This window comes from Rummeliibacillus stabekisii, from assembly GCF_007988965.1.
In the GTDB taxonomy this organism is placed as follows: Bacteria; Bacillota; Bacilli; order Bacillales_A; family Planococcaceae; genus Rummeliibacillus; species Rummeliibacillus stabekisii.
Genome location: NZ_BJVD01000006.1, coordinates 64,880 through 85,231, shown reverse-complemented (window position 1 = coordinate 85,231; position 20,352 = coordinate 64,880). Strand labels below are relative to the sequence as shown.

The 20,352-nt window shown below is 32.0% G+C and carries 29 protein-coding genes; 11 read left to right on the top strand and 18 right to left on the bottom strand.

What is annotated here, in order from left to right:
* Positions 1-94: 94 nt before the first annotated feature.
* Together RST01_RS11190 and RST01_RS11185 are read right to left on the bottom strand one after the other, a co-directional pair.
* Positions 95-634 (bottom strand): SMI1/KNR4 family protein, encoded by a 540-nt coding sequence (locus tag RST01_RS11190; protein ID WP_147196841.1) that lies wholly within the window; start codon positions 632-634, stop codon positions 95-97.
* Positions 635-1,159: 525 nt separating this feature from the next.
* Positions 1,160-1,363, bottom strand: a complete 204-nt coding sequence (locus RST01_RS11185) for a hypothetical protein (protein WP_147196839.1) — start codon at positions 1,361-1,363, stop codon at positions 1,160-1,162.
* 391 nt (positions 1,364-1,754) lie between these two features.
* Here RST01_RS11185 and RST01_RS11180 point away from each other — a divergent pair, with 391 nt between their 5' ends.
* Complete coding sequence (locus RST01_RS11180; RefSeq protein WP_147196837.1) at positions 1,755-1,994, top strand: hypothetical protein; 240 nt, start codon at positions 1,755-1,757, stop codon at positions 1,992-1,994.
* Positions 1,995-2,069: 75 nt separating this feature from the next.
* On the opposite strand, the gene RST01_RS16310 is transcribed toward RST01_RS11180, so the two are convergent.
* The 4 genes from RST01_RS16310 to RST01_RS11165 all read right to left on the bottom strand — a co-directional run bounded on the left by RST01_RS16310 (position 2,070) and on the right by RST01_RS11165 (position 4,067).
* A complete protein-coding gene (locus RST01_RS16310) occupies positions 2,070-2,207 on the bottom strand; it encodes a DUF5776 domain-containing protein (protein ID WP_221297961.1) in 138 nt (45 codons plus the stop codon).
* Between the two features lie 3 nt (positions 2,208-2,210).
* A complete protein-coding gene (locus RST01_RS11175) occupies positions 2,211-2,915 on the bottom strand; it encodes a glycoside hydrolase family 25 protein (protein ID WP_147196835.1) in 705 nt (234 codons plus the stop codon).
* 457 nt (positions 2,916-3,372) lie between these two features.
* On the bottom strand, positions 3,373-3,546 hold the full coding sequence (locus tag RST01_RS16015) for a hypothetical protein (RefSeq protein WP_184117461.1): 174 nt from the start codon (positions 3,544-3,546) through the stop codon (positions 3,373-3,375).
* 83 nt (positions 3,547-3,629) lie between these two features.
* Positions 3,630-4,067 carry a hypothetical protein gene (locus RST01_RS11165; protein ID WP_147196833.1) on the bottom strand — a complete coding sequence of 146 codons (438 nt, stop codon included), beginning with the start codon at positions 4,065-4,067 and terminating at the stop codon, positions 3,630-3,632.
* Between the two features lie 1,032 nt (positions 4,068-5,099).
* On the opposite strand from RST01_RS11165, the gene RST01_RS11160 reads away from it, so the two are divergent.
* The 3 genes from RST01_RS11160 (at position 5,100) to RST01_RS11145 (ending at position 9,165) form a co-directional block, all read left to right on the top strand.
* Positions 5,100-6,518, top strand: coding sequence for a spore germination protein (locus tag RST01_RS11160; RefSeq protein ID WP_147196831.1), 1,419 nt, complete (start codon positions 5,100-5,102; stop codon positions 6,516-6,518).
* On the top strand, positions 6,515-7,543 hold the full coding sequence (locus RST01_RS11155) for a GerAB/ArcD/ProY family transporter (protein WP_147196830.1): 1,029 nt from the start codon (positions 6,515-6,517) through the stop codon (positions 7,541-7,543). Before RST01_RS11160 ends, RST01_RS11155 begins: the two co-directional genes overlap by 4 nt.
* Positions 7,544-8,634: 1,091 nt before the next feature.
* Positions 8,635-9,165, top strand: a complete 531-nt coding sequence (locus RST01_RS11145; protein ID WP_147196828.1) for a GNAT family N-acetyltransferase — start codon at positions 8,635-8,637, stop codon at positions 9,163-9,165.
* 122 nt (positions 9,166-9,287) lie between these two features.
* Here the strand turns inward: RST01_RS11145 and RST01_RS11140 are convergent, their stop codons facing one another.
* Positions 9,288-9,470: a hypothetical protein gene (locus tag RST01_RS11140; protein ID WP_147196826.1), complete on the bottom strand. Its 183-nt coding sequence runs from the start codon at positions 9,468-9,470 to the stop codon at positions 9,288-9,290.
* A 282-nt stretch (positions 9,471-9,752) separates the two neighbouring features.
* On the opposite strand from RST01_RS11140, the gene RST01_RS11135 reads away from it, so the two are divergent.
* Together RST01_RS11135 and RST01_RS11130 are read left to right on the top strand one after the other, a co-directional pair.
* On the top strand, positions 9,753-9,986 hold the full coding sequence (locus tag RST01_RS11135; RefSeq protein ID WP_147196824.1) for a hypothetical protein: 234 nt from the start codon (positions 9,753-9,755) through the stop codon (positions 9,984-9,986).
* A gap of 131 nt (positions 9,987-10,117) precedes the next feature.
* Positions 10,118-10,741: a LysE family translocator gene (locus RST01_RS11130; RefSeq protein ID WP_147196822.1), complete on the top strand. Its 624-nt coding sequence runs from the start codon at positions 10,118-10,120 to the stop codon at positions 10,739-10,741.
* Between the two features lie 116 nt (positions 10,742-10,857).
* Here the strand turns inward: RST01_RS11130 and RST01_RS11125 are convergent, their stop codons facing one another.
* Positions 10,858-11,370, bottom strand: a complete 513-nt coding sequence (locus RST01_RS11125) for a DinB family protein (protein ID WP_147196820.1) — start codon at positions 11,368-11,370, stop codon at positions 10,858-10,860.
* Complete coding sequence (locus tag RST01_RS11120) at positions 11,367-11,618, bottom strand: hypothetical protein (protein WP_147196818.1); 252 nt, start codon at positions 11,616-11,618, stop codon at positions 11,367-11,369. The genes RST01_RS11125 and RST01_RS11120 overlap by 4 nt, the downstream gene beginning before the upstream one ends.
* Before the next feature lie 567 nt (positions 11,619-12,185).
* On the opposite strand from RST01_RS11120, the gene RST01_RS11115 reads away from it, so the two are divergent.
* On the top strand, positions 12,186-13,175 hold the full coding sequence (locus RST01_RS11115; RefSeq protein ID WP_147196816.1) for a zinc-dependent alcohol dehydrogenase family protein: 990 nt from the start codon (positions 12,186-12,188) through the stop codon (positions 13,173-13,175).
* Between the two features lie 33 nt (positions 13,176-13,208).
* On the top strand, positions 13,209-13,388 hold the full coding sequence (locus RST01_RS11110) for a hypothetical protein (protein ID WP_147196815.1): 180 nt from the start codon (positions 13,209-13,211) through the stop codon (positions 13,386-13,388).
* Between the two features lie 148 nt (positions 13,389-13,536).
* Here the strand turns inward: RST01_RS11110 and RST01_RS11105 are convergent, their stop codons facing one another.
* From RST01_RS11105 to RST01_RS11095, 3 genes are all read right to left on the bottom strand, one after another.
* Positions 13,537-14,097, bottom strand: coding sequence for a DinB family protein (locus tag RST01_RS11105; RefSeq protein WP_147196813.1), 561 nt, complete (start codon positions 14,095-14,097; stop codon positions 13,537-13,539).
* A gap of 83 nt (positions 14,098-14,180) precedes the next feature.
* Complete coding sequence (locus tag RST01_RS11100) at positions 14,181-14,765, bottom strand: GNAT family N-acetyltransferase (RefSeq protein ID WP_147196811.1); 585 nt, start codon at positions 14,763-14,765, stop codon at positions 14,181-14,183.
* Between the two features lie 65 nt (positions 14,766-14,830).
* Positions 14,831-15,220, bottom strand: a complete 390-nt coding sequence (locus RST01_RS11095; protein ID WP_221297918.1) for a VOC family protein — start codon at positions 15,218-15,220, stop codon at positions 14,831-14,833.
* 305 nt (positions 15,221-15,525) lie between these two features.
* On the opposite strand from RST01_RS11095, the gene RST01_RS11090 reads away from it, so the two are divergent.
* Positions 15,526-15,825, top strand: coding sequence for a hypothetical protein (locus RST01_RS11090; RefSeq protein WP_147196809.1), 300 nt, complete (start codon positions 15,526-15,528; stop codon positions 15,823-15,825).
* A 147-nt stretch (positions 15,826-15,972) separates the two neighbouring features.
* A complete protein-coding gene (locus tag RST01_RS11085) occupies positions 15,973-16,467 on the top strand; it encodes a GNAT family N-acetyltransferase (protein WP_147196808.1) in 495 nt (164 codons plus the stop codon).
* A 191-nt stretch (positions 16,468-16,658) separates the two neighbouring features.
* Here the strand turns inward: RST01_RS11085 and RST01_RS11080 are convergent, their stop codons facing one another.
* Complete coding sequence (locus RST01_RS11080; protein ID WP_147196806.1) at positions 16,659-16,850, bottom strand: hypothetical protein; 192 nt, start codon at positions 16,848-16,850, stop codon at positions 16,659-16,661.
* A 228-nt stretch (positions 16,851-17,078) separates the two neighbouring features.
* Here RST01_RS11080 and RST01_RS11075 point away from each other — a divergent pair, with 228 nt between their 5' ends.
* Positions 17,079-17,516 carry a VOC family protein gene (locus RST01_RS11075; protein ID WP_147196805.1) on the top strand — a complete coding sequence of 146 codons (438 nt, stop codon included), beginning with the start codon at positions 17,079-17,081 and terminating at the stop codon, positions 17,514-17,516.
* A 129-nt stretch (positions 17,517-17,645) separates the two neighbouring features.
* Here the strand turns inward: RST01_RS11075 and RST01_RS11070 are convergent, their stop codons facing one another.
* The 5 genes from RST01_RS11070 to RST01_RS11050 form a co-directional block, all read right to left on the bottom strand.
* Positions 17,646-18,155 carry a GNAT family N-acetyltransferase gene (locus RST01_RS11070; RefSeq protein WP_147196803.1) on the bottom strand — a complete coding sequence of 170 codons (510 nt, stop codon included), beginning with the start codon at positions 18,153-18,155 and terminating at the stop codon, positions 17,646-17,648.
* A gap of 339 nt (positions 18,156-18,494) precedes the next feature.
* Entirely contained in the window at positions 18,495-18,731 is a 237-nt protein-coding gene (locus RST01_RS11065) for a hypothetical protein (protein ID WP_147196801.1), read from the bottom strand.
* A 166-nt stretch (positions 18,732-18,897) separates the two neighbouring features.
* Positions 18,898-19,149 (bottom strand): hypothetical protein, encoded by a 252-nt coding sequence (locus RST01_RS11060; RefSeq protein WP_147196799.1) that lies wholly within the window; start codon positions 19,147-19,149, stop codon positions 18,898-18,900.
* A gap of 167 nt (positions 19,150-19,316) precedes the next feature.
* Positions 19,317-19,709: a UCP033725 family protein gene (locus RST01_RS11055; RefSeq protein ID WP_147196797.1), complete on the bottom strand. Its 393-nt coding sequence runs from the start codon at positions 19,707-19,709 to the stop codon at positions 19,317-19,319.
* Positions 19,710-19,896: 187 nt separating this feature from the next.
* Complete coding sequence (locus RST01_RS11050; protein ID WP_147196795.1) at positions 19,897-20,277, bottom strand: hypothetical protein; 381 nt, start codon at positions 20,275-20,277, stop codon at positions 19,897-19,899.
* Positions 20,278-20,352: the final 75 nt, after the last annotated feature.

Here is a 20,352-nt window from a genome sequence, read left to right as displayed (position 1 = left end):
TTCTTCATCAATAATTAGCATTTCACTAAATGTATAAAATATCTTGATATGCAACAAGAGCAAAACCAGGTTTATTGCTTACATAGAAAGATTATTATACTGGAAGGTTTGCTTCTTCCCAGAAGAATTCACCTGTTTTATCTACAATGTTTTCCACAAAAGATACAAATGACTCGTTTGTTTCTTCTGGCGATATATGATTCACATATATAGCACCCTTTGATGTTTCTTTTTTAGCCTTGTCATTATCAATCATAATATATCCGACATCTGGAAATTCACCTATTGGGTAATTTTTTGTTAATTCAAGACCAAATTCTTTGCAATCTTCTTGAACAATCAAAAAATTTTCTCGCATCTCGTTTAAGCTAAAGAATTTAAATTCAGCAAGATAGCTTTTAAAAAGTGTCATTCCATCATGATATAAAAGGAAATCTTTGTAATCCTGTGGAATAGTTATCACCAACTCTTTTTCAAGTGAATAAATTTCTTCTATATTTGAAGGTGGGTTAAAAATGCATTCTTCACGTATAATAGTACCATCACGTCCAACTAAACCTTCTGGGACTAATCGAGTAAGATTTTCATCTAATTGACTTTTAAGCTTCTCTAATACCTTTTTTATTTCTGACATATTTCCCTCCACAATTCGTTTTTAATAATTATTAAACCATGAGGTGATTTTTTTATGTTTTTCTCGAGGAACTGCCTATAATTTGCTAATTTCGAACTTCCTCTAAGCTACTGGTTTTATATGATGCAAATCAATTTTATCCTTTTTCCAATTAGGTTTAACTTTGTATTTTTTCATACTGCTTTCTAATTGTATCTGTTACCCCTCTTGAATATTTTTTACTTTTTTTCAATCAGTACGGATATTAGAAGCAACTTTTCCAGACCATTTATCTGTAGTTTAAGATATTTAGCTTATTAGCTTATTAATTTCTAAATTTTTCTTCTCGGACATAAAGATGAAAAGACTCTTACTCTTTTATTATTTTTTGGAAATCTTTCTTAATAGATATAAAGCATATATTATAGCTGGTATTGCACCAACCATTAAGATTATTTTTATTACTCCAAATATTAGATATGAAGATGACACACTTACTTCCATGTTATTATTCTCCTTTCAGTTTTTAAATTAATACTAGCTAATTTAGTTTTTCCATTTAAACTCTTGATAAACACGTGCGTATTTTTTAGTTTTGTTTAAACCATCTAAAGTTATTTTGCTTGTGATAGTTGAGTAGCCATTATTATCGTCAATCTTCACTGGATTGATCTCTCTTACATCGCTATTAGTTCTCAATTTAAGACTTTGTCCTTCAGTCATTCGGATTTCCACTAGATATTTATACATAGACTCTCCCTCCTTTTTATATGTAAATTTATTCATTATTAGGATACTTCCTTCTTAATTGATTTGTCTAATCCGTGTCTAATTACCCGAAACTCTAGAAGGAAAGGCACTAAAGTTAAGGGTAGACATACTACTTATCAAAAGTCAAAAAAACTAAGAAGTTTGCCAAAAGAAGTTAAAAAAATTATTCATCAAGAGATTTTTATAAAGATGGGAAACTTAGCATTCGAAGATACTATGGTAAAACTGGAAAAGCAGATATGGATATACATTATACAAAACATGGGAATGGAAAATCACATCCAAAGGTTCCCCATAGACATAATTGGCATTATAAAAATGGGAAATTAGCACCTGGAGATGGGTATTAGTTTAAATAGGAGGTAAAAAAATGGATTCAAAGGAATGGGAAGATGTTAGAAGAGCTATTGAAGATGAGAATCAAGAAGTAAGCTTAGATTACAATGGTGAAGAATGGTGGATTAGTAGACTTTATAGTGAAGAGTTAAGTTTTTTACTCACGCGTTCTAAAGATTCCTACACCCAAAGATTTATAACTGCTCAAGAATTATTTAATAACGGTATAGTGGATGGTAAACCATTTATTGAAAGGGTAAAAGATTTCGATTAGGAAGAAATAAAATTAGACCAGGTGTTAATAGCCCTGGTCTTTTAACGTATCTATAACTGTATGGACAGTATGATATTACTTAACTGTATACGCCTTTACATACTTACGATTAGCCGTGCAATAGCCACCGCATACTATAAAACGTGGTGTACCATTTTTAGTACGAGCAATGTCGATGATATCAAGTTTAGTGCCCTTTTTATGGCTTTTCAGTTCTTACTTAAACTCTTTATCTTCATAGATACCAAAGTCTGTTAGAGAAACTAACCTGTCATATTTCTTGGTGTAATAACCTTGGTTTACTGGCTTTGAAACTGCCTTCACATCTTCTTTTCCCAAAAACCAATCTAAAGTTTTTGTTCCATTTAAACGGTTTAAATCAACATTGCCAGCAATGCCCGCAAACTTACCTTTATCTGTGTATTGTTGTAGATCACATGGATAATTAGGTTTAATCACTGAAACACCATAATTTGCATAGCGAGGAATCCACACGAAATCAGCTTTTGAATAGTCCAAATTAAATTCACTGTATAGATGATGTGCTACATAAACACCCACCTTTTTAGCTCCAAGGCGACGTAACTCTGCTATGAAGGCATTGGTTTCTGCTTTCATATCGCTCATTGTTTTATCTTCAACATCAGCAACAAAGAATAATGGTTTACGCGCATTAGCTGTTGCACGGCTATAAAAATCTCTTGCTTCAACCTTGGCATCTCCTACAGAAATAAAGCGTGTAAATGCATATACACCATCCGGAACTTTATATTGCTCACATCCTGCAGCATCCGTTTGATAGACCTTATCTTTTGTTGTAGAGCCATCTTGTACTCGTAAGATAGCCAAGTCTATCTCTGTTGCAAAAGTTTTATAGTTCACTTCTGGTTGCCATTTAGAAATGTCTACGATTTTACCCATAATTACTTACCCTCCTTACTTAAACCTTCTCGATAATTTGTGATTTCAAACAAACCTGTGTTTGCTAGACCAGCAATCCCACCTGCCCAAAGTCGTAATGTGACCTCAAGTTCTGTAAACGGAAATGAAACTATTCCAATAAAAATACCCATCACGAATGCGATGAGCGGATGTAATTCTTTTTAGTTGGTAAGGATCTTTTAACTAATTCACTAACGCTATCACAGTTGGCGCAATAATGGTCGCTAAAACTAATACTGCTAACATGGTAGCTCCTCCAATACCTTTTTTCTTCTTTCAGTTCTACTCTTTTTGCTAAATGCAAAAAGTCACTTTTAAGACCGGTATAAGACTGGCTTAATCCTTCAATCGCTTTTACACTTTCTCTTGAGATTCAGTAAGACTTTTTAAGTTGGCCATAAGTTTTTTTCTCGTTTGCGTGACTCTTCTTTCAGTTCTAGGTATCGGCGTTCTGATTCACTTTCTGCTCTTTTTGAGTTTCTTCTAACTTTTTTTCTCTCTCTTTGTTTTCGCTTTTTAAGTACAACAATGCAGCTACACACAATAGAATGCTGCATATAGTCCAAATAAATTGGCTCCCGGCGATTTGCTCAATTGTTGTCACGTCCACTGCAACACCCCATTTTCCCCAAAATAAAAAGCACACCTTTTAGGTGTGCTTAGTTACCCATCATAACTCCATATATTTGCTGATTAAAGAATAGTAGATTTTTTGCGATTTCTCATTATTAAAATGATAGAACAAAGTAGACTCCCCAAAATACTAAGTGTCACGTTGATTATTGCCTCCAACTTAACAATTCCAGATGTTTCGTTATCCGGGTTTTTTAATATATTTTGCCCCAAATCGTCTTGGAGTGAAAAACCACTAGCATCTAATCCCCAGAATAAGTAGCCTAACGCTACTCCAAGCAAACTACTAAAAAGAATAAGAAAAGAATTGGATATAAAATAAGTTTTCTCTTTTTTTACGGCCACTTTGTAATTCAATCTCAGTAGTAGGATGGGGGTAAATAGTTCAAAGAAAATTTTGACTAAATAAATAATAGGCCACGTAGTTTGTATTAAGAAAAATAATAAAACACGTATTATTATTACTGGTATTATATTAATCGATAATAGTTTAAGCATTTTTTTCCTCGAAGTTGTTAATTTAAAAACCTTTTATACTTTAACATAATTCTTCAACAAAATACCTTTTTATAGAAAAAAATCTATATTTAAGCGAAAAGATAACTTCGCCAGCTCAACTCAATATAAAGCACATTGCATACAAATTAAAAATTATTGTCTTATTGGACCCCATAAATCAAGGTGTTTTAAAAACAATATTTACATAGATAACCGAGTCTCAAAAGAAGAGCTATGGCAACAATTCGCCCATTAATTATGCCACGTACTTTGGCATACTGGAAATCAATTAGGCTTATATCCCCCATTTCGAGAATATCAGGAATGGACAATAGTTTTGCTTATCATTTTTGCTTTCCAACTTTTATGCTAGATAGTTTAAAGTTTGCTGATTACAAGCTGCTGTCCTTCAAGTGCAAGATACGTTCAATATTTTGCATGACTTCGCACTTAAACGATTAAATGATTATCTTACAAACCATCAAAATTATTCATTTGTAGACTCATTAACCGACCGTCGCAAATATATAAATATCATTGCGAGGAAAAACCAAAAAAGAGGCGGATTTTCATTTTAAATGTTAGTTTTCGGTTACTTTTTGGTTAGTTTTATTAAAAGTTGATTTTCTACATTTAAAAGATACCGTCTTAAATATACCTTTTATCTGATGTAACGCTGTGCGGTTCTTTTTATATTCTTGCAAGCAAGTTAACTGCCCATTCTTCCATTACTAGCCCCCCTTATTAAAGCAATAAAAAAGGAACACCAAATAAACGCAGTAAGTGCGTAAATTCGATGCTCCCGGTTGTTCGATAAGCCATTTATTAAACTAAGTATATTTAGCATGTTTGTGTTTTTTTGTATATAAAAACCCAATACTTTTTCTTTCTCATATTTGCATTTCTTATATATTTACAATAGCTTTTATTTGTTTGAAACAGAATAAGTTATCACATAATGAAAAATAAGATGTGTTAGAGAAACTAATGGTCTTATTGTATTCAAAAGCAAAAGACTAAGAGGAGGAAGTTATGCTCCAACTAGAATCGATGATTGAAAAATTAAAAGCCACTTTTTATAATTCAGTTGATTTTGTAGCTAGAGAAATCTCGTTCCCCAAAGATCAATATGCCATTCTTTGCTACTATAGTTCAATGGCCAATGTAAAAGATGTACAAGATATAGTGAATACGTTGAAAGTGCAAACAACATTTAATGAAAAAGACTGGGATGCGACAACCGCCACTCATAAAGAAAGTTATAACCTCGAAAAGTTAGTAGAATATGTCTGTCAAGGATACGCGGTGCTACTTTTATTGAGATCTCAAGAAATGGTATGTTTCACAATGCCAAATTTACCTCATAGATCTCCAGATGAGCCAATAAACGAAGCTATCCTACGAGGTGCTCATGAAGGTTTTGTTGAAGATCAGGACACAAATTTGGCGCTCATTAGAAAAAGAATGCGTGTGCCTGATTTAATCGTAAAAAAAGTGACTGTTGGAATAGATAACAAAGCAGATATTTATTATATGTATTTAGCCCGTTTTGCTAACCAAGACAATCTCTCTGCTTTAGAAAGAAAGTTAGAAGGAATAAAAGAACAAGCGGATGGATTATATACATCTGGCCAGTTGAATGATTTCATTGAGGATTCTCCCTATTCCCCTTTCCCTCAAATTATGAATACAGAAAGACCAGACCGAGTATTTGCTAATCTCTCTGAAGGAAAAATTGTTATAATGACCGATTATTCGCCTACTGCTTATATTGCACCTGTCACATTATTTTCTTTTTACCAATCGCCTGATGATTTTAATAGCCGTGTTATTGTAGGGTCCTTTTATCGAATGGTTCGAATCGCTAGCTTCCTTACAGCTGTTTATCTACCTGCCTTGTATATTGCTATAGTCAGTTATCATTATGAAATTCTCCCTATCGAATTAAGCAAGAAACTCAAAATAAATATAAGTGAAATTCCTTTTAAGCCAATAGTTGAAGCATTAATTGTTGAAATGATCATTGAGTTAATTCGAGAGGCTAGTATTCGGTTACCAAAATCTTTGGTTCAAACCATAGGTATTGTCGGTGGATTAGTGGTTGGAGATGTCATAATCAACGCTGGATTAGTTTCCAACATGGTAGTAATAGTTGTAGCATTGACTGCAATATCTAGCTATGTCGTACCATCGGTAGAGTTAAATACCTCTGTGCGAGTGTTGCGTTTCCCATTTATGTTCGCAGCTGCGCTCTTTGGTTTCTTCGGCATAATGGCTGGCTTCCTAATTCTTACGATACATTTATGTAATTTAAGCTCTTTAAAATCACCATATTTTTCGCCAATTGTGCCTTTTGAGCCTAAGAAAATTCCACAAATTGTATACCGCAAGAAGCATTCAAGATCAACTTCACAACCAAGCAGTTTTGATCCGAAAGGAAAGAAAACATGAAATTTACCATTACAAAAGTTCAGCTGTTTCTCATGCTCTTTTTTAGAACAACAGGTATTATATTTATTGCATATCCAGAAATAATTATTAATGCTGGCGGTCGTGATAGTTGGATAATGTTCTTAATCTCTGCAGTAATTATTTTTATTCAGTTATGCTTATATGAAAAATTCTACAAATACTTTGAACCTGGGAAACTAACACGGTGGATTTTTATTTTAATTTGGATATTTTTACTGATCTTCTCTTTCATTTATATGCAATATACCTTGAATATATGGGTAGAACAGAAAACACCTAATTCGATTACATTAGTAATAATGTTGTTTATTTCTTATTATATCAGCGTCAGTAGACCCTCAACTGTTGTAAACATGCCCGTTTTTTTAATACCTTTTGTCTTTATATTTGTATTTTTTTTATTTTATACTTTACCACAGTTATCTTTTTCTCAAATATTTCCTATTGGAACAAGTACTGGTCACCAATGGATAAAGGGGACCCTTTTTGGCTTATCTTCATTTACAGGTTTAGAGAGTTATTTAATATTACGAAAATTTGTATTGACCGAAGATAAGGTGCGTTTTAAAGATATCTTAATTTACCAACTTATTATTACACTATTTGTCGCTTTTATAATTCTTATTGTAGAAATGTACTTCGCCAAAGCATCCTTGCCATATATTACTGAGCCAGTATTATACATTTTGAAATCAATTGAAGTTACTTTTGTCAAAAGGCTAGATGTTTTCTTTCTATATATGTGGCTCGCCTGGAGCATTATTTCATGCAGCTTAATTATTTTAAATATACGAATAATATATTTTCAAAAAGAGCGGAAGCATCCAAAATTGGCGATGGCTTTAGTGCATATTATTCTTTTTTTCGGAAGCATAGGCTTTATAAATATCCGTGTTGTAGAATTTCTTAGAGATCATTTCCAGTATTTATATATACCGGTCACTGTATTATTACCATTATTTATTATCTGGAACAATAAAAGAAGAGATAAATATGTAAAATAGTTCTTTTTCCTTGTTAGTTTCTTATTGTTTAGCAGTTGTTAGCTACTTTAAATGTGAAAATCGTTGTCGTATAAGTATTAAATAAATATAAAAAGGGAGTTACTGGCGTCTTTGACTAAACTCCCTTTTAATTTATTAGAATATCTACCGATAATTAATTTCCGAATGCGTCGGCTCACCATTATGCCAACTAATCTCCTGCTTGCCATAATCACTTGGCGGTGGATCTACTTGTATAATTCAGCCTCCAGCAACAACATAACAGCATTATCATGTAAATCAATTTCTACAGTCATGTCAGTTTGAATTTTTTGACCATATTACTCCTTCTTCGTTCTAATGTTTTTTGTAAAATGAATCCCAATTTGAGTTCGGTTATTTTGAAATTAAGTTGAATATAATATTGTTGGACGGATAATAACCGTCATCACCGCCTATCTTATCGCACGTTTGAGTACCCTCAAGCCTGTTTTATTTTGCTTTCTAATTGCATCAAGACTTGATAAGCATCACCATTCTTAATTCTTTAGATTTGGCAACGGATGAATATGTGAACTCAGAAATAAAAACAGCAAATACTGATACTATTTTTATTATTGATGGAACTTTCTTATTTTAAAAAGATTTGTATAAACTATTTGATTTTAAGGCTTTTGTAGAAACTGACTTTGAGATAGTCCGAAAAAGAGGAGCCAAAAGAGAAGAACAAGTATTTGGAAGTTTTACAAAAGCTGAGGGAATTTTTCTTAAAAGGTATCACGTTGATTCGAAACTCTATTTAGAACAACACACTGCTCAACTAAATGCAGATATAATCATTAATTTATTATTGAATTTCGGCTCTCGATATCATCCTTTTGATTCTCTTTTCTGCTCTTTTTGTGTTTCTTCTAATTTTTATCCCTCTCACTTAATCGATAATCCCGCAAATTATAAATAACTCTAAACCTCTTGGTGATTATATCTTAAACATACTTGTGTCAATATATGTGAACTATTACAATAAAATTGATATTACAAAGAAGGGACTGAACTATGCGCAGATATCAATATCTTTCCCCCATAATAAAATAAAATCGGAGGTAAAAATATTGATTAAAGAACTATACACAGAAAGATTATTTTTAAGGAAAATGACAACTTCAGATTCAGAAAGCTTATTTAAAATTTGGTCAGATCCAGAAGTGACGAAGTTTATGAATATCAATAGTTTCAATAATATAAGCCAAGCGAAAGAAATGATTAATTTACTTGATAAGCTATCTCAAGAAAAGAGAGCTATTCGTTATTCAATAATTGAATTGGAATCAAATCAAATTATCGGATCATGTGGTTATAATTCTATTGATTTTGAAAACGCAAAAGTAGAAATCGGTTACGATATTAGTAAAGCATATTGGGGCAAAGGGTACGCACCTGAAGCCATTTCTTCTTTAATAGAGTACGCATTTAATTCATTAAATATAAACAGGATAGAAGCAAAGGTAGAACCAGAAAATATTAACTCTATAAAAGTCTTACGAAAATTGAACTTTACATTTGAAGGAACAATGAGAAAGTGTGAAAAATCAAATGGGAAATTTATTGATTTAAGCCTATATTCAAAATTAGTTACAGATTAACTTTTTCAAGCCTACATAGATTGAACTGTAGGCTTTTAACATGCACTCATAAGGCTTTTCGGAATACAAAGAGCCAGAACCTTTGGAAGACAATGATGAATATGAGGATGACGATGAAGACTTCAACCGGGCGGGTTATCACCATCATAATTACGATAATCTAAAGCTACCCAAGAGTGACCATCAACGCCTAATAGAATTAGTCCTTTCGGTAGTTCCCATTCTTTAAGTAAATAATTATTTTCACCAATTCCATCATCTATAGCAATTCCATTTAAAGTCTGTATTAAAAGCTGAAGTTCCACTGTTTTTATTTCTTATTAATTCTACATATGTAGATGGCAGCTTTACATCTAATGTTGATTCTATTTCCTTCGAAATAGCATCATTAAATGGTTCTAATTCTTTAATATCGAATGTTTATACAACATCTATTCGTACTAACCAATAGACTATACGCATGACTTTTCTTTAATTGAGTCAGCTCGCCCAAAAACATCCGCTTGCTAAAGGGGAATCTTGCCATTAATGAACAGTAATAATGATGAGATACAAAACTAATACTACCTATAAAAAGGAGACTTAAAATGAATTTTGGGGATATTGGATTTATTTTAGCAATGGCGATGCTTGTAGGGCTTGCCTTGGCACTAATCGGTATAGTTGCTATTATTTATTGGTTATTTGCAAGGACTGAGAAGAAAAAAAGCATAGTGAAACATCGAAATAATTTCAACCAAAAAGTCCAGCTAACATTTACTGTTCTCTGGTCTTTTTCATCCATTTTTGTTTACCTTTTACATTTAAAATCTTCCTACTAGTTTTTCATACTAAAATTACACCATTCTTAAAATAACATGTCATTAATCTTGTCTTATTTTTCCCTAGACTGGTTGAAATAAGAATATAAATACGTTAGTATAAACTATTACTTTTCAATGGGAGATCAAGTATGAACGACTTTCTCGGATATTTACTACTAACGATCTTTATTGTTATGTCTCCAGGTGTAGACTTTGCATTAATCACAAAAAGAACAATCAGTACCGGAAAGAATGATGGACTAAAGATGGCTCTTGGTTTAACGAGTGGTTCAATAATCCATACCTTGGCTGCCGCTTTTGGACTTTCTATTATTTTAATGAAATCAGCAATTACATTCGAGATTATTAAATTTCTAGGGGCTTTTTATTTGATTTACCTAGGAGCAACATCGTTTATTAAAAAGAAAAAAGGAAATGCTTCCGAAAGTGTAACGAATGTGATTCCTCAAAAAAAATCTGCCTTTAAACAAGGTTTAATCTCTAATACATTAAACCCTAAGGTTGCTATTTTCTTTTTAACATTCTTACCTCAATTTGTATCACCAGGTCTCAATACAAGCCTCCAATTTATAATTATGGGCTGTGGTTACGCACTTTTATCAATCCTATGGTTTACTGCAATAGTTTTCTTATTAGGTTATATAAGGCAATGGCTCATGTCTACTAAAGTTCAGAGTACGATTGATAAAATAACAGGTATCGTTTTAATCGGATTCGGTGCAAAGTTGCTATTTACTCGTCCAAATCATTAGAAGCGCTTCAAGTTTAATAATTGTTGATTAAGGACAATGATATTTAACGGATGCTAATAAAAATACTAAGCGAAAGAAAAACTTCGCTCCTCCCCAAATATGGGAAGGAGCTTTAATTATGAAATAATACCTTTAAAGGTTATAAACCTATCCTGCTTTTCTTTCCTTTTCTTTCCTATCTCAGCTATTTGCTTCATATGATGTTGATCGTGCCAAATAAAATCTTTTAAGTAGTTTTTGATAACGAAATTATTTCCTTGAGCATCTTTATTCTGCCTTGTAAACTTTTCTGCCGGTTGTTCCTGAATAGAGTTTATAATACATTTACGATATTCTTTTGCTAGCTTGGCCAACTCTTGGTTGGTTTTTGTTTTAGCAAACTCACGTGCCTCTTGATTAAAGAGATCAAAATCTAGGTGTTCAACCGTTACTGGCTTTTCTTCAGCAATTGGTTTAATAGCTTCTTCATAAAAGTATTTATCCCAAAGTAAGATATGGCTAACTACATCACAGACTGCCCATTTACCTTCACCCAGGGGTTTATCCCAGATAGATTCATCAATTTGTTTCACAAAATCAAGCCAGCTACCAAACTCTTTCAATAGTATTTCTTTTTCACATTTGCTCATAATTTGCCCCTTTTAAAAGTATTTAAAAACCTTAACGATGATGCTTTTGTTAATCCCGTTAAAAGTACAATGGCAATCGTCAAACCTGTCAATGTTCCTGAGTATAATGTATTGCTAAACAACAATTGATAAAGTGATTGAATTCCATATTTAACAACTACTATTACAAATAAAAATTCGAGCAAAAGAAGTAATGTAAATTCCCTCCATGACCAAGTGTCATACTGTTTCCATGGTAAAAGTTTCAAAGTGTAAATTCCTCTCGATAATTATTTAGTCCATCTCCTCTTCAGTTTCATTTATAAAGCTTTGTTATAGATTCGACAGAAAGAAATAATTACCTTTATCATCGTATTTATTTTTTCAACTGAGAATTTATATAGCAATGAATAGGTGAATCCTAGACCATACATAAACACAAAAAATAAAGAAAAAAGCAAAAAGAAAAAGAGCTAAATAAGCTCCTTTAAAAGATAATATTTTCTACTGAATATACTAAGTAAAAAATAGGTAGAAAACATGGACTGTTATGTATTAAAACTTTCAAGTACCTCATAGATTTCTCGTTTTAAATTATTCAAATCTACACTTAGTGCCTGAAATTCCATCTTAAGTTGTTCAATATGATTTTCCATTCGCCCCTCCTACAGTTCTATAAAAATAATGATTTAAAAAGTACCTAATGGGTATTTACCCAATCAAACAAAAAATAAACCCCACAATCTTCATTTTGTGGAATAATTTTTTATGACAACAGACTATTTTTACAATGATATAATTAAACAAAACTAATTTATCTCAAGGAGACATTAATATTGGAAGGAAAATGTATTAAATTCTATGATTTTGGTAGTCCTAAAAATGTATTAAAAGTTGAGTCTAAAAATATCGAACCACCCAAGGATCATGAAGTCCTTGTTCGAATGTTAGCCCGGCCTATCAATCCTTCTGACTTAATACCAATTAGAGGGTCATATTCTCACCGTATATCTTTACCTAATATTCCAGGCTATGAAGGAGTGGGCATTGTAGAAGAGGTAGGCTCTTTAGTTTCTACCAATCTCATTGGTAAACGTGTGCTACCTTTACGCGGGGAAGGTACATGGCAAGAGTTTGTAAAGACGTCATCGGAATTTGCCGTCCCTATACCTCATTTCATAGATGATTTTACTGCCTCACAAATGTACATTAATCCCATTACTGCATGGTTGGTTTGTACAGAGGCTTTAAAATTAAAACCACATGATGTTTTATTGGTTAATGCTTGTGGTTCAGCAATTGGTCATATTTTTGCTCAATTATCAAAGATTTTAGGTTTTCGGTTGATTGCAGTAACTCGAAACAATAAATATACAGATGAGTTACTTCGTCTCGGTGCCTCTTATGTAATAGATACTTCTAAGGTTCCCCTATATGGAACAGTTATGGAATTAACAAACGGACTGGGGGCTGATGCTGCTATAGATTCTATAGGAGGTTCATCGGGAAACGACCTAGCTTTTAGTGTACGTCCTAATGGAGATTTCATTACCATTGGTCTTTTATCAGGTGAACAGGTAAACTGGGCAGATATTGTAAAAAAAGCAAAAGTGAATGCAAATTTATTTCATTTGAGAAATTGGAATAAAGATGTATCAGTAGATAAGTGGCAAGATACTTTTAAACTTTTAATATCATTATTAGCTGAAAATAAATTGCGTTTGATGGAGGTAGATTCTACATTTGACTTATTAGATGTACAAAAGGCTATTGATATTGTTGAGACTACTAAAATATCTAGAGGAAAAGTATTCTTAACGAGCTAAGGATATAGTATGAGAAAAAAAGGGGGGTTTTTAATGGGGATGGGAACTGGAGTAGCTGTGTTCAACTTATTTATTTTTATCCTACCAATCATTTTTTACTTAATTCCAGTTGCATTTATTATTTGGTTTTTAGTTAAATTACTTAAAGTTCAACAAGAAAAGAATGATTTACTGCGTGTTATTATTAACAAGATTGATAAGAAAAATGATTAGACAGGTAAACCTGTCTTTTTTATTTTGCTCTCAACTTTCTCCCCTGTAGTGACAACTCTCTCAATAACGTGACTAACTATAATGAAGGTGGAATATGATGTCAACTAGGAACAAAGAGAGCTGCTTTAGGCTACTCTCTTTTAATAATTCACTGTCTATGCTCTTCTGTTTTTAAAGGCTGATGTTTATTTAGCATCTGCTGAAGAAAATCTTCTGATTTACCTACCGGGATGCTTAGAGTTTTCCAATTTTCACTTTTTATTTGTTTACCAATATAAACAATCTGTCCCACATGATAAGAATAATGAGCCATTTGTCTCTCAATTGCTGCTAACACAGTGTGTTTTTCTCCGCGAATGATTATATTTTTTAATAAATCTGGGCTCTCTAATTCTTTTAATGTATTTAGTAGGGTATCCCATCCTTTTTCCCAAATTAAGATCATTTCTTGTTTACACGAAATGTCATCAGTAAATTCTTGATCACGATTTCTGTTAGGTTTTTCACCATCTGACGTTAAAAAATCGGACCATCTAGATATCATATTTCCACTTACATGTTTAACTATTATGGCAATACTATTGGAAGATTCGTTTACTTTCCAGTGAAGGTCTTCTTCAGATAATTGACTTATCGTTTTATCTGCTAAATCTTTTACTCTTTTAAATCTCTCTTTAATAACTTTCAGATATTCATTTCCAATATCCATTCAATCCCTCCTAGCTTTGACCTACAATGTGATAAATCGCTAAAAATGAGCCAATCTAAACTTTTCCTTTAAAAAATGAGAACTTAAACAGAAGTAGAGTGATTACCTATTTCCTCTTTTCTTTTAAAATCCTGGTTCAGCAATGAATACATATAAACATCATCGAATTTCCCGCAAGTAAACTCGTAGCCCCTCAGAAGTCCTTCTCTTATAAACCCCTTTCTTTCCAAAACTTTTTGAGAAGGTAAATTAAGTGGTTCAATTAATGCTTCTATTCTATGTAAATTTAACTCTTTAAATCCATAATTAATAACCGCTTCTATAGCCTCACTTGCTATTCCTTTTCCCCAGTGTTCTTTACTTAATTCATATCCGATTTCAGCACGGTAATGCTGTGTAGCCCTATTTAGAAAACCGCAACTACCGATTATCTTATCCTGCCCTTTTAACGAAATTCCCCATCTCATTCCTGTTCCCTTTTCAAATATTGACTTATACCACGCAATTTCATCTAATGCATCCTCAACAGAATTAAATGGCTCTAGCCCCATATACTTCATTACTTCCTTATCAGATAAATATATTAACAGATCATCCGCATCATCCTTGCTAACCTCTCTTAAGATCAATCTATCCGTTTCTATTAATGGAAAATTATTTGTTCTCATCAAATTTGGTCTCCTTTATTATTTTAGTTAAAGAGCCATGTGCAAAAACCATGGCTCTTTGATATTTAGTTATTACAAATCATTAATATATTGCCATCTAAATCGCTAAAGTTAAAATAAGCGAAATCATCAATACGCTCAATTTCTTTTGTAATGGTAATCTGTTTGCCCACAATAAAATCGTACGCTTCATTAATATCCTCTACGAAAAAATTAAATAATACATGATCTGAGGGATTTAATTTAAATCCAGGGTCAAAACTATGATCATCCAGTGTAAGTCCAGTCTCTGAAGGAAGAGGAATATTGAATACAGGTGATTCAATATGATCTTCATTAAATGGAATACCAAGTAAGTTACAGTACCATTCTGAAGATTTTTTCAGGTCACTAACATGAATGAAAACATTATTAATCTTACAAGAAATTGGAGATGCATTTGTATTTATATTCATAACAAAGACCACCTTTTTTAAAATTACTAATAACTTCTATAGAAAACGTTTAAATCCCTTTTTATTTGGTGTTCCTTTAATTAGTGGATAATAAAGACTTTTATACAAGTTAGCTGTATCAATCATATTATCTCTCTTCTAGTATAGGCTTTAACTTTGGACAAATATTTAATTCAAGTGGTAAGTAGACTCCGAAAAGCTCCCTTTAAGCTCGCCTAAGTTCGAGGCAGATTAATTTCTCTAGTATAAACCCCTGCCTAGATGGAAATATTGTAAACAAATATATTTATGCAGTGAGGTGCGCAATGGAACATTTTCCAACGATACATACAAACTTTTGGGATGCAGTGATTGCAGTCCCTGTTGTTATGATTATTACACAGATTTTAAAAAGATTTTTTCATATAAAGCCTTTCTGGGTTCCAACAGTTGCTCTCGTGCTAGGATTATTTATTTCAGTATTTATTAGTCATAGAGGCGATTTACTTGCTGGCCTATTTATGGGATGGTTTTATGGTTATTCTGCCATCGGAAGTTACGCATCATTAAGAACTTCTTATATAACTTACAAACAGAAAAAAGCAAAGAAAAAAAAGAAGACATAAACTCGTCTCAAAAAGCTAACTATGCTTTCGCCTAATTAAGTTTCGTATCATTACTTTAGAGAGAAGTTTTATCCATCCTCTATTTTTATTGTATATAACCTATTATTAGATTATACTGAAATAACTAAATATTAGGAGGTCGACTGGATGCAAACAGAAACCTTAAAAAATTCAATTGAATTGGTTGAATACAAAAATACATATGAGAAGCAGTTATCAGCTTACCATTTATCAACAGAACAATTGGAATTCACAAGTATGCCATTAGATAAGATTCAAAACCTCAGAGTTTCTAATAGCGTTAAACATATATTAATTATGGAAAACCATTTACCTGTAGGTTATTTTGCTTTAGAAGACGGAAAAAAGCTTTCCAAGTACAGCAACAATTCTAATGCCCGTTTACTCACTGCTTTTTCAATTGATTCGAGAAATCAAGGAAAAGGTTTAGCAAAAATGGGGCTCAAGCTATTGCCTAAATTTGTGAAAGAAAATTTACCAGAAATTAATGAAATAGTGCTTGGTGTTAATAAGAAAAACATTCCTGCTTACAACCTTTACTTGAAGACAGGGTTTGAAGATAAGAATGAATTTTATGAAGGTCCTAAAGGCCCTCAGCATATATTGCATTTAACAGTTTAATACCCTACCAAATAAATTTGCCCCTTGATAGAGTTTGAATTTCTGCCATAGGGGCTGCTAGTACTTACTTCTTTTTATTGAATTATTTAAATAGTACACTCGACAGCATTTCACGGTTACAAACTTTTTAGTGTTTTTCATATCCTTAATCTCTTCTTTTTTAGCCCAGGACCAACCACCTTTATTCCCGCTCACTTATCTATCTTTTTCCCAACGCCTTTTCTAGTTCTTCTATTCTCTTTTTTTAATTCCTCGTAGTATGTGATAGTTAACTCTCCTTCCTTAATGTTTTCTGGATTATTATTTTTAGGTTCGTCCTTCTTGGATTCTTCACCTATATACCAAGCTAGCGTCTTTTTGCCAGCTAAATGATTTAGATCCACTTTTCCAGTTGCTTAATGCAAAATAAAAAAGGGCTGCTCCAGGCCCCCCTTTGAATTTATTTTTGCGGTTTTGCAGTCAACTGATACCCAATAATTTGCCTATGTGTAGAATAAAAGGAATCTGTTTTCTAATTTAAAACTAAGTTCAATCGAAAGTTGTATATCAAATAACATGAATTATCTTTATATTAAAAATACAATTACATAAATGAAAGCAGGTAAAATCCTATGATTAAAGGACTGTATGAAGCTCATTTGCCAGTTAGTAATCTGGAAAGATCAGTTGAATTCTATCTAAAATTGAATCTAGAGATTGCCTATCAATCAGAAAAAGTAGTGTTTTTTTGGATTGATAAAGGAAAAAGCTGGTTAGGTTTATGGGAAACAGAAAAAGTGAGAACTCCTTATCATCCATCGCTAAGACATGTTGCATTTCGAATTGACAGACCAAATATGAATGATATTAAAAATTGGTTAGAAGAAAGAGGCATAGCTATAAAATCAGCTTTTGGGTTTTCTGATGAGGAGCAACCCCTAGTATTAAATAATATTCCACAAGCTCATGCAGCTATATATTTTGAAGACCCAGATGGAAATAGTCTGGAATGTATATCACCTCTTAGATTGGACTTCGAGGAGACTTTTGAAAACGTGGGAACAAATTAAAGTAAAAGATAAAATTGATCTGTGAATAATTAAGTAAAAAACGGATTATAATTGAACTAGACGGTCTGCCAACTGCCTAATTACCTCCATTTACTTACACGTTTGAATTCTTTCAAGCGTGTTTTTTTCTTATTTTTCCAACGAGATTTTATATAAATTAGCAATTTTCCCATTCAATATTATCTCTTTTTCTTTTTTCATGCCATTTTTAAGGGCTACTTTCTCAGAAGCAGCATTCCCTTTCTGAATGAGAGCAATTAATTCGGGGAGTTTCAAGTTTTGTAAACCATAAGTTATCAAAGTTCCAGCAATTTCCGATGCATATCCCTTTCCCCAATAAGTTTCTTCTACCCAATAACCTACCTCTACAAATTCCTTTCCTTCAACGATTTGTGGGACGAGTCCTGCGTGACCTATATTTTGACTAGAAGTTTTATCTTTAATAATTTTAAGACCATAATTTTCATTCACCTTATACTGCTCAACAATCCAATTAAAGAAATTTTGTGTTTGTTCCCTACTTCGTACTTTTCCATTTCCAATGTATCTCACCATATTAGGATTACTAAGTAATTTCTCTAAATATCCTATCTCATCTTCTGTATATTTAACTAGAATTGTCCTTTTGCTTTCTAACATGTAACTAATTCTCCTATCTGTTTATTAATAATCTTTTAATAATTAAACTTACCTACCTGATATGTATTTTCTTGTTCTTGTAGAATTTATTTAATATGAATTCATAAAAATAATCAAATGCTTGGTTTTCTTCTTCAAAATCTCTTATTACATAATGACCTCCTCGCTCATTTGATTTATATATTTTCCAAACACCTTGATCGAAGACACAACCAATAATATATTGAGCATCCGAGATATGATCTAGTACGAGTAAGTATTCACCTGTTTGTATTTTTTGTGTTTTTACTTACTTATTTACTAAGTTAGGCTCATATTTTAGAGGTACTTTCAAAGAATTTAAGCATAGAATAATATTGTTTCATAGAAAAAATCAAATGCTTCATTTTCATCATTAAATTCCTCAATTATAAAATGCCCGCTCCGTTCTTTTGTTTGATATATCTTCCATATATTACTTTCCCATACACACCCTAACACTAAAGGCGCATCCGTTATTTTATCAAGTACTATACAATATTCACCTGGTCTGATACTTTCTTTTTTTAATCGTTCAATAAATTCGAATTTCGTCACTTTTATCCTCCTGACATATGATATACCCTTTTAAACCGATAATATAAAATTGAGTCTCATAAACGTTCAACTTGCTGGTTATTTAGCTGTATGACGAAATAAATCGACCTTTGTGCCAATAATAATTGTTGCTGTTAAGTTAACTTATGGTTTTAAAAATTGTAATCTAGCCTTTGAATTTTTCAGATATTCTGCGGACTAGTTCATAAAAATAATCAAATGCTTCATTTTCATCATTAAATTCCTTAATTATATAGTGACCTCCACGTTCAAAAGTTTCGAAAATGTTCCATTTGCCATTATCATGTACACATCCTAACACTAAAGGCACATCCGTTATTTTAGTTAACATCTTTAGATAATCCCCGGGTCTAATATTTTCCTTATGGATTCGCTCAATAAATTCTTCCTTAGTCAACTTATTCACCCCCATCCCCTTATAGTCAATTCAATTAGAGGAGTTACAATATGGTCAATAGCATTTCGTTTCACTATTATAAATTATTCCTTTACCTTATAATTTACACACCGGAGGGGGTATAGCGGTATTATTTTAACGTCAATGCTAGATTATATAGAAGATAATTACGCTAAATCAAAAGGATTAAACGGTTTCTTTTCTTCAACAAAGGTTACATCAAGCTTTGAAACCCAACCTTTCCATTCATCTCTATCTACTCTCTGTAAATTCAATTGTGTACCAATTAGTAAATCGCTTGTCACGATTTGAAATTCATTTTCTCTCTCATTTGATATTTCTAATTTTTTATCCATTATGATGCCATAAGGTTTTATATTGATACACTCTGTAAGTTCTTCAGGTTTTACTATTTTACTAAAAACCCCACTGTTATAAGTGTCTTTAAACGTACCATCTATTTCAGTTTTATCTTCAGTTATAATGATTATATTATTATCTTCATCTTTATTTATCTCATATTCAATATTCATATACTTTCCGTATACTCCATATTTCATCTAAAAAACTCCTTTCATACCAGTCTTTTGTTAATAAAGTCTCAAAGATCTTACTTGAAATTATAGGTTTTTTCTTCTATTAAAGTAACTTCACACTTTTAATTATGATATTGAATTACAAAGAAGCGCCAAAGAACAATGAAGTGTCTTTTGGCGCAAGATGAATTATTTACTACATTGTTTAGTTTTAATTAGCAATACTTTCAATTTCAAGTTTAAACCAACGTTTTGTAGAATAAATAACTGTAATCACTATTCCAATCAAACCTATTAAACTTAAAGGAATGATACTTGTAAAGCCACCTGCAAATACAATAATTAGTGAAATAACATATAATAATAAAGCTGTATTATTTATTTTAATGTTTACTCTGCTGCCACTCTCTATTTGTTTTTCTTCACTCCCAAAAAACCATTGATTTGCTTTAACTTTTACTTTCCCTTCATCTGAAGATATTGAATACTCTTCATTGTTTTTCAACTTTTTTACCAATTGACTGTTTACTTTTAAAGCTACGGGAGTTGCTCCCCCCATTACGCCAGTGTCTCTTTTTATTTTTATACTCATTTCTTTACCACTCCAATCAATAAAATTAGTGTAATTTAAGAATTTTATATTGTAAGATATCATCATCAATTCACT

Coding starts and splice junctions, on each gene's coding strand:
- RST01_RS11190 (WP_147196841.1), bottom strand. CDS start 634: ATGTCAGAAATAAAAAAGGTATTAGAGAAGCTTAAAAGTCAATTAGAT.
- RST01_RS11185 (WP_147196839.1), bottom strand. CDS start 1,363: ATGTATAAATATCTAGTGGAAATCCGAATGACTGAAGGACAAAGTCTT.
- RST01_RS11180 (WP_147196837.1), top strand. CDS start 1,755: ATGGATTCAAAGGAATGGGAAGATGTTAGAAGAGCTATTGAAGATGAG.
- RST01_RS11175 (WP_147196835.1), bottom strand. CDS start 2,915: ATGGGTAAAATCGTAGACATTTCTAAATGGCAACCAGAAGTGAACTAT.
- RST01_RS11165 (WP_147196833.1), bottom strand. CDS start 4,067: ATGCTTAAACTATTATCGATTAATATAATACCAGTAATAATAATACGT.
- RST01_RS11160 (WP_147196831.1), top strand. CDS start 5,100: ATGCTCCAACTAGAATCGATGATTGAAAAATTAAAAGCCACTTTTTAT.
- RST01_RS11155 (WP_147196830.1), top strand. CDS start 6,515: ATGAAATTTACCATTACAAAAGTTCAGCTGTTTCTCATGCTCTTTTTT.
- RST01_RS11135 (WP_147196824.1), top strand. CDS start 9,753: ATGAATTTTGGGGATATTGGATTTATTTTAGCAATGGCGATGCTTGTA.
- RST01_RS11130 (WP_147196822.1), top strand. CDS start 10,118: ATGAACGACTTTCTCGGATATTTACTACTAACGATCTTTATTGTTATG.
- RST01_RS11125 (WP_147196820.1), bottom strand. CDS start 11,370: ATGAGCAAATGTGAAAAAGAAATACTATTGAAAGAGTTTGGTAGCTGG.
- RST01_RS11110 (WP_147196815.1), top strand. CDS start 13,209: ATGGGGATGGGAACTGGAGTAGCTGTGTTCAACTTATTTATTTTTATC.
- RST01_RS11105 (WP_147196813.1), bottom strand. CDS start 14,097: ATGGATATTGGAAATGAATATCTGAAAGTTATTAAAGAGAGATTTAAA.
- RST01_RS11100 (WP_147196811.1), bottom strand. CDS start 14,765: ATGAGAACAAATAATTTTCCATTAATAGAAACGGATAGATTGATCTTA.
- RST01_RS11095 (WP_221297918.1), bottom strand. CDS start 15,220: ATGAATATAAATACAAATGCATCTCCAATTTCTTGTAAGATTAATAAT.
- RST01_RS11090 (WP_147196809.1), top strand. CDS start 15,526: ATGGAACATTTTCCAACGATACATACAAACTTTTGGGATGCAGTGATT.
- RST01_RS11085 (WP_147196808.1), top strand. CDS start 15,973: ATGCAAACAGAAACCTTAAAAAATTCAATTGAATTGGTTGAATACAAA.
- RST01_RS11075 (WP_147196805.1), top strand. CDS start 17,079: ATGATTAAAGGACTGTATGAAGCTCATTTGCCAGTTAGTAATCTGGAA.
- RST01_RS11070 (WP_147196803.1), bottom strand. CDS start 18,155: ATGTTAGAAAGCAAAAGGACAATTCTAGTTAAATATACAGAAGATGAG.
- RST01_RS11055 (WP_147196797.1), bottom strand. CDS start 19,709: ATGAAATATGGAGTATACGGAAAGTATATGAATATTGAATATGAGATA.
- RST01_RS11050 (WP_147196795.1), bottom strand. CDS start 20,277: ATGAGTATAAAAATAAAAAGAGACACTGGCGTAATGGGGGGAGCAACT.